Below are 13,017 nucleotides of genomic sequence, written 5' to 3'. Positions count from 1 at the left end.
CAGGGATGTCCTATCGCCGGTCTCCCATCACCAGCATGGAGGAGGTTTTATCCAGGAGCAGGGTGCACTCTTTTTTGGTTCGAAGCACCGTACAGGGGGCATAGACGGAGATTTGATCATACAGACACATCGCCACCGCCCGGGCCTTGCGCTGGTCGGGCACCGAGCAGATGAGGTTCTTGGCCTTGAGAATCTGGCGAACCGACATCGTAACGGCTTGCAGTGGGACGTCGTCGAGTTTGGGAAACCAACCCTCGCTGACTTGCTGGCGGCGGCATCGCTCCTCCAGATCGACGACGATGTAGGGATCGTTGGTTTCAAAGTTGGCAGGTGGGTCGTTGAAGCCTATGTGTCCGTTCTCACCGATGCCCAAAAAGGCAACATCGACATCCTGCTCCCTGATCAGGGTGTTGAGGCGTGCAATTTCTGCATCCAAGTCCTCTGCATCGCCGTTTACTGCATGGAACGCTCCAAGGTTCTGCACCTTTTTTACAAATCGAGTCTTCAGGTAGTAGCGAAAGCTTGATGGATGGGTGTCGGGCAGATTCACATACTCATTCATCCCGAATGCTTCAACCTTGCTCCAATCGACATCCGCCTCGCCCAGGTGTGCATACAGGGAGAATTGGCTGAGTCCTGTGGCGACCACGATAACCGCACGGCCTTTTTTCTCGATGGCTTCCTTGATAAGGGAAATGCCGAGCTTTGCAGCTTGATAGCCCATGTCGTGTTTGTCTTCACAGATGGTGATGCGCATAGTTGTAGTTCCTCCAGGATGCTTCAGTGTATCCTAAGAGGCCCATCATTTGTAATCCCTCAGAGAAAGGCTTCTTCGCTGCTGGGGTGGTTGTTGTTCCAATTGTTGGTCGAAAGAATCATCTGCTTGGAAGCAGTCTGGGCAAAGAAGGGTGCAAAGAGCCGTTCGAGGGAGACCGATGAGCCTGCAAGATTGACGATGATGGTCCGGTAATGAAAGCGTGCCATCTGCCGGCTGAACGAGTCGAACAGCAGCCTGAAGAGTCCCAAGCCGCGGCACTCCTGCTTTACGGCGAAGAAGGGTACTTCGACCAACGCATCGGTGAGGGGGATGTAGGCAAGCAGGGCGGCAAGGCTTCCGTCCTGGCTGCGGGCTAGCTGATAATGCTCGGGCATCTCATTCTCGAACCTGCGGCCAAGCAGCAGGCTCGCGATTGCATCCTGCTCCCTGCCGTTTTCCATCTCCTCGAGGATGAGCTGTACGAAGCTGTCCATCTCGCTGGTGGGATACCCTTCATGCGTCTCGAAGGTGAAGTCCTCAAGCAGAATTTCCTCGGTCAGGTCCTCAACCTCTTCCTTGAGATTGAGCAGTCCGAGTGCACCTTCCTGCTCCCGGTACCAGGTGATGACCACCCGCTTGAGTTGTTCGTCCTTGAAAGAGAACCACTTCCTCTCCAGAACCGGGAGTTCGGACAGGGCATCCTTGAATTTTCGGAAGACTCCTTTGCCGCTGTTCAAGCAGGAGAGCAGACGTTCACGGTACAGAGGATTGCGCACCCGGTTGGCGAACATCTCCATCAGGTGGAATCCGTCCGAGGGCTCCCAATCGGGAATGGGGATGAAGCGGTTCTCATCCAGCGGCTCTTCATGTTCCTCATCCTCGTCGAGATAACGCATCTCTTCCTCGCTGATCAGGTTTCCGTCCTTGAGGTCGAGGTAATAGTCGCTGACCTGGTCTTCCATGGCGAAAATGATCGAGCCAAGCAGGTCTTCGGTGAGATCGGGCATGTGGTAGACTGCAGATTCCATGGCTTGTATCATACCGTCAGTTTTCCCATCTGGCTAGAGGAGCTTCGAATAGTCACTTCTTGACCAGAAGAATCTGCAGAGTTCCATGACGCCGTCGAGTACACTATAAAAGAGTGCGAATTGCTTGCTAAATATTCTGTAATAGCGATGCTGCCTGACTTTGCAGGTATGGACCGGTTCATTCCCTTCAGGGTTTGAAGAGCGGCTTTCAATTGCTTTTTCAATGGAGTCGATCAAGGGCCGTACAGCAATTTTGTTGTCCAAGACATGCGAAATATATCGGACCGCCTGTGAAAAGCTTTGCTGGAACCGGCAATCCAGGAAAGTCGCTTACCTTGACATTAGCGCTAAAAGATACGAATATATTTTGTGTGATTTCAATTACGAAACTAGGAGTGTATTCATGAGCATTATTGAATTTATCGAAGCCAGGGAGATCCTTGACTCACGTGGTAACCCCACCGTAGAAGTAGATGTCATTCTTGAGGATGGTTCCATGGGCCGTGCAGCGGTTCCCTCCGGAGCATCCACCGGTGTTCACGAAGCAGTTGAGCTCCGTGATGGGGACAAGAGCCGCTATTTGGGTAAGGGCGTTCTGAAGGCTGTCGACAATGTCAACAACATCATCGCCCCCGAACTCGAAGGCATGGATGCTCTGGATCAGGTCGCCATCGACCGTGCCATGATTGCTCTTGACGGTACCCCCAACAAGGCAAAGCTTGGCGCCAACGCAATCCTGGGTGTTTCCATGGCTGTTGCACGTGCAGCCGCCGACTACCTCGGCCTGCCGTTGTACAAGTACCTTGGAGCCTACCACGCCTGCGTCCTTCCCGTTCCGATGGCCAACATCCTCAACGGCGGCGCACACAGCGACAACAAGGTTGACTTCCAGGAGTTCATGGTCATGCCGATCGGAGCTCCCTCCCTTCGCGAAGGCCTGAGATGGACCGCCGAGGTGTTCCACAATCTCAAGGCTGTCTTGAAGGCGAAGAAATACAACACCTCTGTAGGTGACGAGGGTGGTTTCGCTCCCGACCTGCAGTCCAACGAAGAGGCTCTCGAGGTCATCATGGAAGCCATCAAGAAGGCAGGGTACACCACCGGCCGCGATGGTGACTTCATGATCGCCCTGGACCCCGCCGCTTCCGAGCTCTATGACGAGAAGACCAAGACCTACACCCTCAAGTGGACTACCGGTGAGAAGCTGACCAGTGCCCAGATGGTTGACCTGTGGGAAGATTGGTGCAACCGCTACCCGATCATCTCTCTCGAGGACGGCATGGCCGAGGACGACTGGGAAGGCTGGAAGATGCTCACCGATCGCATCGGCGACCGCGTCCAGCTCGTCGGTGACGACTTGTTCGTAACCAACGTCGAGAGACTGAAGATGGGTCTGGAAAAGGGTGTAGCCAACTCCATCCTGATCAAGGTGAACCAGATCGGAACCCTCACCGAGACTTTCGAAGCCATCGACCTTGCAAAGCGCAACGGGTATACTTCTGTTGTATCCCACCGCTCCGGTGAGACCGAGGACAACTTCATTGCCGACCTCGTGGTCGCTCTTGAGACCGGTGAGATCAAGACTGGATCCATGAGCCGTTCCGACCGTCTTGCAAAGTACAATCAGCTGCTGCGCATCGAGGACTACCTCGGTGATACCGCCAAGTATGCTGGTCGTGACGCTTTCCGCGTTCTGTAAGAGTAGTATTGCATTGTATTCAGAGGCCATCGCACTGCGGTGGCCTTTGTTGCAAGAAGGGATGCCGGCAGCCATAAGGCTTCCAGAATCGTCGAAAGGGCTCTGTGCAGCATGCCCCTGAGGTGCTTGTTCAGTGAATACCCGGCCGGGGAGGTGGGAAGCAGGGTATAGGATTTGTTGAGGCATCAACCACCCCGAAGGTATCCACCGGCCAGGTTTCGAAGGAGAGAGATCCAAGGCTCTTTCTTGTTCCCTTGCCGTACGTCCAATCCTGTTCTGCAGAGAAATCGGAGGTGTCGGTGTGGGCATACAACTTGCCTGTCAGCTCGAGGTCTTCCAGGATTGCCTGCGAAAAGGGAGTCGCCCAGTATGAGGACGATGAAGAAACCTATGGTGGATTTGCTGCGCATAACCGACTCCTTTGGTATGATATCCATGGATTGTGCCGTACCACAGGAGACCTTGTTTGTCAGCTTTCTTTGTGATTTCGTGTCAGTAAAGCTACCAAGGCAAGGCTGATGCACAGCTGTCCGAGGTCGTATACCGTACCGATCGGCCTGCTCGTCTGCAGCAGCGGAAGGCTGGGCAGGGAGGAGGATGGGTGGTTGCAGACCAAGGCGATGAAGAGGTTGTTCGCCGCATGGATCGCCAGTGCGGTTTCAAACCCTTTGTGTTTCATGCACAAATAGGTGACCACAAAGCCGAAGAGTGCATAGTAGAGGATGACCACCAGGCGGTTTGAGGCGATTGCCACCTCACGGTTCCCGAGGTGGGGGAGTGCAAACACCAGTGCAGAAATCAGGCTGGTGACGATCTGCATGATCGACTTGGTGTCCAAACGGTTAGCGTTGATGGTTCTCACCGGGAGCATGCGGAATACCAATTCCTCGATGCTGGTCTGCAGGGGCGTGAAGAGGAGAACCAAGGGCAGCAGCAAGAGGTAGTTCGATATCGACGAGCCGGCCATCGGTTGGTAGAACTGGGGATTGCTCTGCAGGTCGACGATGAGAAAGAGGGTGGCAGAGGCAAAATAGATGAGAAATGACTTGGTAAACAGTGATGTCTGGAAAGCGTGGTGGTCGGTGACAAGACGCATCAGCGGCTGTTTGAGCAGGAGCTGTCGTGCTGCAAGAAAGCCTCCCGCCATTGCAATAAACGGGGCATTGGCCGTGAGGTAGGGGATGCGCAGCGGTTCGGTCAAGCGGGCAAGCGAAGGTCCCAGCAGCAGCCAGGCAAGTACGGAAAGTACCATCGATAGAGCAAACGCGAGAGGCCTTGGTTCATAGGTATGAGAAGTGTCGTCGCAATTTTGTTGATTTTTCACCGCTTTTTCCATCACACAGGCTCATCCTACACACAATCATGATATACTGCAATGCATGGTGAGCAGTAAACGTTCCTATGTGCAACAAGCATTTGATGAAGGGTTTGTGTGTGTATTTCCCACCGAAGTGGCAGCCCGCTCGTATCTGGTCGACTATGCCTTGCACAGTAAAAACCAGGCGATTCTTTCAGGCCGTGCCATCTCCTTCGATACATTTCGAGCAATGTTCCTTCAGCATGAAGCACACCTTGCGCCTTCGAATTCACTGGTCAGGAGCCTGTTCGTGCACCAGGTGCTTGAGCAGGGTCTGCCACTGACCAGCCTGATGAACCCCCGCTATCCAGAGGCACGCAATCGTTTTCTCAGCTATATTGCTTCGATTCTTCCCTCGTTGAAACAGGCCTGTGATGAAGAAGTGCTAAGCCTGCTCGAGCAGGGCATGCAGCGGGACCTGATTCTGCTCTACCAGCAGTACCGGCAGTTTCTGGCCGAGCACGCGCTGTTTGAGCCGCGGTATGCCGAGCCCTCCTTGCCGAATGATTGGGATGCCTCAAAGCGCTATTGCATCCTTTTCTCCGACACGATCAGCGGTTCGGAAGCCCTGTATGCTTCGCTGGGCGCTCCCTCGTGGCTGAGTATGCAGCCGACACCGGCGACAGACCTTGCCACCATGGAGGTTTTCGGCAATCATGTGATGGAGATACGAACGACCCTGCGTAGGATTCGCAGCCTGCTCGGTCGTCAGGTTCCTGCACACTCGATTGTCATCGGTTGTGCCGCCCCGCAAATCCTGCTGCCCGTGCTCGAAGAAGAAGCGGCCTTGTACGATATCCCGCTGGTCATCCGGGAAGGCAGGCAGGCTCTCCAGTATCCCAGCGGCAGGTTCTTGAGCGGTCTTCAAGAGGTGTACGACGACCAGTTCAGCCTGGAAAGCTTGAAATCCCTTTTGCTCGATCCCGACATTCCGTATAAGGACCGGGGCCTGCATCACCGCTTCCTCGCGCGTGCGGTGGACAAGTCAATCGTCCATGGTTCGCTTAAGGCGAAAGATCAGTTCACAGAGATGCTGAAAGACTCAGAGTTGTGCTTCTGGTATCGCTCCTTGAAACAAAGCATTGTTGATATTGTGACAGCAAGCGACATTGAAATGCTCCGGCGAAAACTCAATCACTTCCAGGACACCTATTTCAGAGCCGAGCAGTGGAGGGGGACCGAGGATGAGGACGTATACTCCTTCTGTCTCGATGCCATCGACCATATCAAGGTCGCAATGGAGAAGTGCTCCCTGTCCACGTATCCAAATCTCTTCTCCTATCTGCTCTCCTATCTTCAGACAAAGCCCTACGTCCCCCAACAGCACAAAGAGGGCATCGCCGTCTATGCCTGGCCCCAGGCAGCCCCCCTGATCGCCGACCACTTCTTTTTCTTGGGGCTTGACGGTGAGGCGGCGGCCACCGTCGAGCGGCCGCTGGCCTTCCTTCCCGCCCATATTCATGAAGCCTTGCGGCGGGAGGTCGATACCACCAAGGCAACCTTGCTCTGTGCCTGCATGGGGGATGGATCGGTGACGCTGAGTTGCCACAGCATGCGCTACGAAGGCCACTTGTTGCCGCCATCCATGTTTCTGGAGGAGGATGCGCTGCTTTATCACAGCCATAGCCCAAACCTCTGTGAAGATCCCTACCTGGAGGAACTGCAGCTGTACAAGGAGAGACGGGAGGGTACGGCAGCAGTCCTGCCGAGCCAGAGGAGGTTTTTCCTCCAGGCTCGGAGGACCTCCCTTCGCCTGCGCAAAGACGATTATACCCGCCATCCGATTCCCAGGAAGTTGGTGTCGCAGCTCAAAGAGGAGCGTAGTGGGAGAGCAATGCTTGAGTTGTCTCCCACGAAGATTGATCTCTTTGACAGGTGCCCCTATGCGTTTCTTGCCCATTACCTGTATAAGGTCACCAAAGAAGAGTACGACGTGGAGCGCGTGGACCACCTGATGATCGGCAACCTGCTGCATCTGGTCTATCAACGATTCTTCTCGGAGATCGTCGACTTCAATCCAGCCTTGCTTGGACACTATCGAGAGCGGCTATCCACCTTGTTCGATGACGTGCTCACCGAGCTGTACGGCAGCGAGGGGCCCACCCCCTCGATCCGCAGTTGGATCATTGCTTCGTACCGGGAGGCGGTCGCAGCCATACTCGGGCAGGAGGCAAAGCTGTTCAGCCACACCCGTTCGATACTCTTCGAGCAGGAACTGGCGTACGAGATGGGAGATTTGTATCTGCATGGCCGCATCGACCGCATCATCTGCCTCAATCCTCCAGATGGAAAGCGGTACGTCGTCATCGACTATAAGAAAGGAGAGGCTCCTATGACGAAGCTGAAGACGCCTCTGGAATCCTATCAGCTGCCGCTGTATCGCAACCTGGTCGAGCAGGTGCTGGATGCGCATACGTCGGTTGCAGCGTATTACAGCGTAAAAGAGGGCCGGTACCGATGCCTTTGGACCGACGAGAACAGTGAAGAGGCCCTTTTTGGCGATGAACTGCTGTCAGAGCGCCTGAGTTCACTTGCCGAATCGGTTGAAGCGGGCCATTTCATGGCCACTCCCTCCAAGAAACACTGCAGTGGTTGTGACTATCGCTCCCTCTGCCGAAGGAGGTTTGCAACCCGATGAGCAAGTTCGAAGACTTTTTGGTGCAGAACGAGGCAAGGCTGGATGAGCATCAACTTGAGGCCGTGTATTGTGATCAGAACTGCGTGGTGAGCGCCGGGGCCGGCTCAGGGAAAACCACCGTACTCAGTTACCGCTTTCTTCGCCTTGTCCTGCAAGGCAAGGCCGATGTCAATCAGATTCTTACGCTCACGTTCACCCGCAAGGCGGCCAGGGAGATGCAGCAGAGAATTCACCACCACTTGCTCTCCTTCAGGCACGATCGTGACATTGAGCGCCAGCTTGCGATGTTCAATGAAGCTTCGATTTCCACCCTCGACAGTTTTTGCAGCCAGATTGTGCGAAGCGACTCCATCAGGTACGGCATAGCCCAGGATTTTGTCATCGATGACGAGCAAACCCTGAAAAACACCAGACGGTGTGCCACAGAATTGCTTGATGCATGGCCTCAGTCGGAAGGAGCCAGGATCCTCAGCGGGTTGTACAACCCCGACATCCTGGTCGATGAGGTGCTGGTCACGCTTGCCGGCAATGCATACTGCCTTCCCAAACAGCTTGTTTCAGGTGCCAAAGAGCGTATTCTCTCTGCGGTGCAGTCGGTGTACGAGCAATGCCGGGCGCGGTTTACCGTCCTCTTGGACAGCTATGCGAACCTTACCGATAATTCCAAGACCGTGCAAACGGCCAAGGAATCTGCATTGCTGTTCACATCGGCCCTCCACTCTGCTGACAGCCTTGAGGAGACGCATCGCATCCTGTGCTCGAACCTGGGGTATTTCCGCAAGCCCGGCAATGGAAAGGCCGAGCAGCTGCTGTATATCAAGGAGACGATCGATGAGCTGAACCAGCTGAGGAAACAGCTTTGCATCGCCCTGTCCATTCAGCTGGGTTCCTCACAGCTTGAAGCGGTCCTTTGCTTCATAGAGGAGTTCATTGCGTCCGTTCAGCGGCAGAAACGCCAAAGCGGGGTGCTGACATTCGCCGATGTCGCTTCACTTGCGGTGGACATTCTTGCCAACAACAAGAGCCTGCGCCGATACTACAAGCAAGCCTACAAATATATTATGATCGACGAGTTCCAGGACAACAATGAGCAGCAGAAAGAGTTGCTCTACCTGCTTTCCGAACAGCTGGATCGGGAAGGGGACGGCATCCCCCTTGCTCGGGACCTCAAGACCGACAAGCTCTTTTTCGTCGGGGATGAGAAACAGTCGATCTACCGGTTCCGCGGTTCCGATGTGAGCGTGTTCAAGCGCTTGAGCAGTGAACTGACGGCCAATGGCGGCCGCTATATCCAACTTGCCACCAACTACCGCAGCGAACCGGCCTTGATCCAGTGGTTCAATACGCTCTTTCCTTTGGTGATGCAGAACAACGGGGAGGCGTATGAAGCTGATTTCTCCCCCTTGGGGTATCGCAGTGCATCGCCGGGGGTACAGAGCAGGTGCACCATACTGGTCAAGCCGTACGAGGAAAACTCCGATGAGGATGAGGAGGATGCCGGTGATGCGGATGCTGAAGCCTTTGCCGTCGCATCCTTGATCGATGAGATGCTCAATACCGACTCGTATCTCATTCCTTCACAGGAGGGGCTTCGCAGACCGATGAGCAGTGATATCGCCCTGCTGTTGCGAACCACCAGCAGCCAGCTGAGTTTTGAGAAAGCCCTGCGCAGGTTCTCCATCCCATACACCGTGCAGGCAGCCCGTTCGCTGATGCTCGAAGCCCCGGCCAACGACCTGTATTCGATGCTGCAGCTGCTGCTGTATCCCGATGACCGGCATGCCTATATGACCGTCCTGCGGTCCCCTTTCTGCAATCTCAGCGATTATGCAATGACACAGCTCTCCGATACTGAATTGTTTGAGGCCTCGGAAGCGATCGAAGCCGAGGACCGGGACCGCTTGGATGCTGTTCGTGATGTGTATCAGAACCTGAAACAGGCAAGTGCACATGCGAGCCTGAGCTCCTTGCTTTCCATACTTTGGTACGAAAGCGGGTACTACCTCAGTTTGGTGGCAAAACCCTCCTACCAAGTGTATACTGAACACTATATGTTCCTGCACCGGCTTGCCCAGCTACAGCAGCAGCAAGGAAAGAGCCTGAGCCAATTTGTTGACTTTTTGCGAAACAATCTTGCCCAGAACGAGAAGATCAACGACCTTGAAATACTGAAGGAACAGGAAGAGGGGGTGCAGATACTCTCCATCCACAAGTCCAAAGGCTTGGAATTCCCAATTGTGGTGGTGGCCAATACCGGTTCAAAGGGGAAGGCCGATGTGGATTTGATTTCGACCTACCAAGGAGTTTCCATACCTCACTACCTTGCAACTCCGTACCATGTCAGTGAAACGAAGGAGGCGACGGCCCGCCATGCAGGACAGTTGCTGGATAAGGGGACGGAAGCACAACTCAATCGTGCCGAACTGAAGCGGCTGTTGTATGTAGCCTTGACCAGGGCCCGGACGCATGTGGTATTCAGTGGATGTTTTACCAGGCAGAACCGTACACCGGCAGAGGATGGAGGGGCTTCTACCTTGCTCTTGATGCTCACCCAGGCATTGGGAGTCGATTGCGACGCCCCCTTCCTGCAGCAGGGCATTGTCACCGTACAGGCCATCCCCTCCATACCCGAGTCCTTGCTCTACGACCAGCTCGAGGAGCCGGAGCAGGCCTTTCGTGAACGCATTGAGTCTGCTTCCTCTTGGTATGATGTGAAGCAGAGACCCTATGAACTCAGACCGATTCGTTATGCGGTGACTGCCCTGCATGAGATGGTGTATGCAAAAGAGGCCAAGGCTCTGCCTTCCCTCGCTTGTGACTCCTTTCTCGAGGAATCATTGGCGGCAGATTTCGGTACGTTTGTCCACAGGTTGTGCGAACAACGGGTTCTGGGCCGGGAAGTCGACCCTGCAGCCCTGCTTCCTCCATCCTTGGAGGGAGCGGCGGCCAAGCAGGTGATCGCCGATGCCCTGTCTCTCTGTGATGGCTTTGTTGCAAGCCCGTGGTACAAGCGCGAAGTCGAACCCTATCCGGTTTCCTGCGAGGTGGGATTCTTCTCGCTGGTCGAGCATGAGGGAAGGGCGGTTGCAGCTGAAGGTTCGGTGGACCTGCTGGTCAAGCGGGAGGACCACTATCTGGTGGTCGACTTCAAGACGGATCGGTTCCGTGATGAAACGGTGTATCGCTTCCAGGTGGAGACGTATATGCAGGCGATGGCTAAAATTTACCAATGCCCTGTCAAAGGTTGTGTAGTCTACCTTCGGGATGTACGGGATATTGTTGTATGGGAGGGAGAAGTCCTATGTTGAGAGTTCCGTTTGAGACACTGGTGCATCAGTTCGAGCAGGTGTTACAGAGTCGCGGCATGCATGAAGAGGATGCGAAGCTCTGTTCGCATCTGGTCGCAGAGACTTCGGCGGAAGGCGTATACACCCATGGTGCCAATCGATTCGCGTTCATGGTCAGGATGATCGACGACGGCTTGATCGATGTAAGGGCAAAGCCTGAGTTGACGGCCTCCTTCGGCGCCCTCGAGCGGTGGGACGGCAAACAAGGGGTGGGCAACCTCAATGCCTACGCTTCGACCAAGCGTGCGATCGAGCTTGCAAAACAGTACACCATCGGCTGTGTCGCCTTGGCCCATACGAATCATTGGATGCGCCCCGGCACCTATGGCCTCATGGCCGCCGAGGCTGACTGCATCGGCATGCTCTGGACCAATACCCTGCCGCTGATGCCCGCCTGGGGCGGCGTTGATGCAAAGGTCGGCAACAATCCCTTGGTACTCTGCATCCCGTGCAAGGATGGTCCCGTCCTTGTAGACGCTGCGATGAGTCTGTTCAGCTACGGCAAGCTGGAGACCTATGCGCGTGAAGGCAGAAGCCTGCCGGTTCCTGGCGGATATGACAGCGAGGGGAACCTTACCACCGATGCCGGGAAGATCCTTGCTTCGAAGCGGCCGCTTCCCATCGGCTTCTGGAAAGGGACCAGCCTCGCCCTCGCCCTCGACCTCATTGTCAGCGTCCTCAGCGGAGGCAATACCACCCGGCAATTGGGCCTGATGGGCAAGGAGACTTCGGTAAGCCAGCTCTTCATGGCCATCTCTCTCTCCTCGCTTCCCGACCGGGATCGAATTGAGGCGGAGATTCATGCAAGCCTTGAGGATATTCAGAAATCCGAGGTAGCGGATGCGGGTGTTTCGGTTCGCTTTCCCGGCCAGATGCGCAGAAAAATCAAAGAGGAAAACCTCAGAGAGGGTATCCCCATCGATGAGCGCGTGTGGCAGGAAATCCTCAATCTTTAGAACATCAAGGGAAAAAGCAGGGTGACGCAGAGAAACCATGCGGCATAGATGGAAAGAAATGCCGCTTGGATTCTTGCTGTCGGCCGGCGCAGCAACAGCGCAAGCACCAGAGCCAAAAGATTGGCGAAGAGCAGGATGTTCTCCGCCAGTACGGCAAGACGGTTCGCACTCAAGCCGTAGGCAAGCAGGCGTGTCCCGATGGCAATGAGGGCGACACTGTCCAGAACCAGTGCAGTAGAAGATGCCATCAGCACCATGATCCGCCAGAAGCGGGAACGCTGCTGTGTTTCCAACAGGTCGGTTGCATAGAGAATCATCAACAGCAGCAAGGCCAAAAGAAGGTCGATGGCCAATAGGAGCGTGCGGTCTTGTTTGATTTCGATGCCTTCCAGGGCGAGAGCTGCGAGAAAAATGAGCATCATCACGGTGAAAACCGGTAAAAACAGGGATGCGAGCAGACGGGTCAGCTGGCCAAGCTTCGTTCCCTGCAAGGTGATGAGGTGCACGGCAAGCAACGGAAGCAGCGGCAGGATGGATGTGACCAGGAAGGTGGCAACTGTGTCCTCGATGCGGATGCCTACCGCCTCAAAGAGGGTGACGGCAAGCAGCATCACCACAAAACAGGCGCAGCAGAGCAGGAAGGTGAGCAGGCCGACCTCACCGACAAGGCGCAGGTGGCTGCCAAGCTTTTGGGTGTAGGTCTCCTGTTTTTGGAAGATTGCGAGGCTGAGGATGCCGAAAAGCGGCAGATGCAGGGTACTGAGGATGAAGGTTGTTTCCTCTACGACTGCCTTGTTCGCCTGCTGGGCATTCACGATGACACACAGCAGTGCAAGCATGCCTAGGTACCGGATAAGCTGTTTGTTCCAGCTGCCGGAGAGGTAGACTGCTATGAAGGGGAAGACCAGAAACGAGAGGTTCAAAAGGAAATAGGGAAAGAATGCATCGGAATTAAAAAGGCCGAAGAGGGCAGGAATGCGACTGATGGCAAATTGGATGATCAGCAGCAGAAAGACTTTGGCATGAAGGGCTGGACTCGTTCTTTGGCTTATCAACTCAAACCTGGCTCCCCTGCGATACAGGGAGACAAGTACAGCTTCGTCGCGCCCAAGGTGTGCTTCCAATTGCGAGGCGCTGGCCTGCTGTGCCTGCACTTCAGCGGCAATCTGTTGTTCGGTTTTTCCTTGACGCTTGAGGTCGTCTTCCCAGGCGGTACGTAGTGGTTCCATACAATT

8 protein-coding genes are annotated in these 13,017 nt (G+C 54.9%); 4 read left to right on the top strand and 4 right to left on the bottom strand.

Going from position 1 to position 13,017, the window contains the following annotated elements; translation table 11 throughout:
- Positions 1-10: 10 nt before the first annotated feature.
- Together B3K89_RS06370 and B3K89_RS06365 are read right to left on the bottom strand one after the other, a co-directional pair.
- Positions 11-757: a glucosamine-6-phosphate deaminase gene (locus B3K89_RS06370; RefSeq protein ID WP_293891725.1), complete on the bottom strand. Its 747-nt coding sequence runs from the start codon at positions 755-757 to the stop codon at positions 11-13.
- Between the two features lie 59 nt (positions 758-816).
- Positions 817-1,785, bottom strand: coding sequence for a UPF0158 family protein (locus B3K89_RS06365; protein WP_293891728.1), 969 nt, complete (start codon positions 1,783-1,785; stop codon positions 817-819).
- 403 nt (positions 1,786-2,188) lie between these two features.
- Between B3K89_RS06365 and eno the strand changes: the two genes are divergently transcribed.
- On the top strand, positions 2,189-3,484 hold the full coding sequence (gene eno, locus B3K89_RS06360; RefSeq protein ID WP_293891731.1) for a phosphopyruvate hydratase: 1,296 nt from the start codon (positions 2,189-2,191) through the stop codon (positions 3,482-3,484).
- Positions 3,485-3,953: 469 nt separating this feature from the next.
- Here eno and B3K89_RS06355 read toward each other — a convergent pair whose 3' ends face one another.
- Complete coding sequence (locus B3K89_RS06355) at positions 3,954-4,736, bottom strand: CPBP family intramembrane glutamic endopeptidase (protein ID WP_293891734.1); 783 nt, start codon at positions 4,734-4,736, stop codon at positions 3,954-3,956.
- A gap of 127 nt (positions 4,737-4,863) precedes the next feature.
- On the opposite strand from B3K89_RS06355, the gene B3K89_RS06350 reads away from it, so the two are divergent.
- The 3 genes from B3K89_RS06350 to yiaK are packed head-to-tail and all read left to right on the top strand — an operon-like array spanning position 4,864 to position 11,782.
- On the top strand, positions 4,864-7,479 hold the full coding sequence (locus tag B3K89_RS06350; RefSeq protein ID WP_293891737.1) for a PD-(D/E)XK nuclease family protein: 2,616 nt from the start codon (positions 4,864-4,866) through the stop codon (positions 7,477-7,479).
- Positions 7,476-10,787: a UvrD-helicase domain-containing protein gene (locus B3K89_RS06345; protein ID WP_293891740.1), complete on the top strand. Its 3,312-nt coding sequence runs from the start codon at positions 7,476-7,478 to the stop codon at positions 10,785-10,787. Before B3K89_RS06350 ends, B3K89_RS06345 begins: the two co-directional genes overlap by 4 nt.
- The gene (gene yiaK, locus B3K89_RS06340; RefSeq protein WP_293891743.1) at positions 10,781-11,782 is read left to right on the top strand and encodes a 3-dehydro-L-gulonate 2-dehydrogenase; all 1,002 of its coding nucleotides are present in this window, start codon (positions 10,781-10,783) and stop codon (positions 11,780-11,782) included. Before B3K89_RS06345 ends, yiaK begins: the two co-directional genes overlap by 7 nt.
- Here the strand turns inward: yiaK and B3K89_RS06335 are convergent.
- Complete coding sequence (locus tag B3K89_RS06335; RefSeq protein WP_293891746.1) at positions 11,779-13,011, bottom strand: hypothetical protein; 1,233 nt, start codon at positions 13,009-13,011, stop codon at positions 11,779-11,781. The genes yiaK and B3K89_RS06335 overlap by 4 nt on opposite strands.
- Positions 13,012-13,017: the final 6 nt, after the last annotated feature.

The organism is Sphaerochaeta sp. UBA5849 (assembly GCA_002432715.1).
Classification (GTDB): Bacteria; Spirochaetota; Spirochaetia; order Sphaerochaetales; family Sphaerochaetaceae; genus Sphaerochaeta.
This window is presented reverse-complemented; position numbering and strand designations above follow the sequence as displayed.

Bases quoted from the DNA above. Each gene is read 5' to 3' on its own strand.
- B3K89_RS06365 (WP_293891728.1), bottom strand. From the start codon at position 1,785: ATGGAATCTGCAGTCTACCACATGCCCGATCTCACCGAAGACCTGCTT.
- B3K89_RS06335 (WP_293891746.1), bottom strand. From the start codon at position 13,011: ATGGAACCACTACGTACCGCCTGGGAAGACGACCTCAAGCGTCAAGGA.
- yiaK (WP_293891743.1), top strand. From the start codon at position 10,781: ATGTTGAGAGTTCCGTTTGAGACACTGGTGCATCAGTTCGAGCAGGTG.
- B3K89_RS06350 (WP_293891737.1), top strand. From the start codon at position 4,864: ATGGTGAGCAGTAAACGTTCCTATGTGCAACAAGCATTTGATGAAGGG.
- B3K89_RS06345 (WP_293891740.1), top strand. From the start codon at position 7,476: ATGAGCAAGTTCGAAGACTTTTTGGTGCAGAACGAGGCAAGGCTGGAT.
- B3K89_RS06355 (WP_293891734.1), bottom strand. From the start codon at position 4,736: ATGGTACTTTCCGTACTTGCCTGGCTGCTGCTGGGACCTTCGCTTGCC.
- B3K89_RS06370 (WP_293891725.1), bottom strand. From the start codon at position 757: ATGCGCATCACCATCTGTGAAGACAAACACGACATGGGCTATCAAGCT.
- eno (WP_293891731.1), top strand. From the start codon at position 2,189: ATGAGCATTATTGAATTTATCGAAGCCAGGGAGATCCTTGACTCACGT.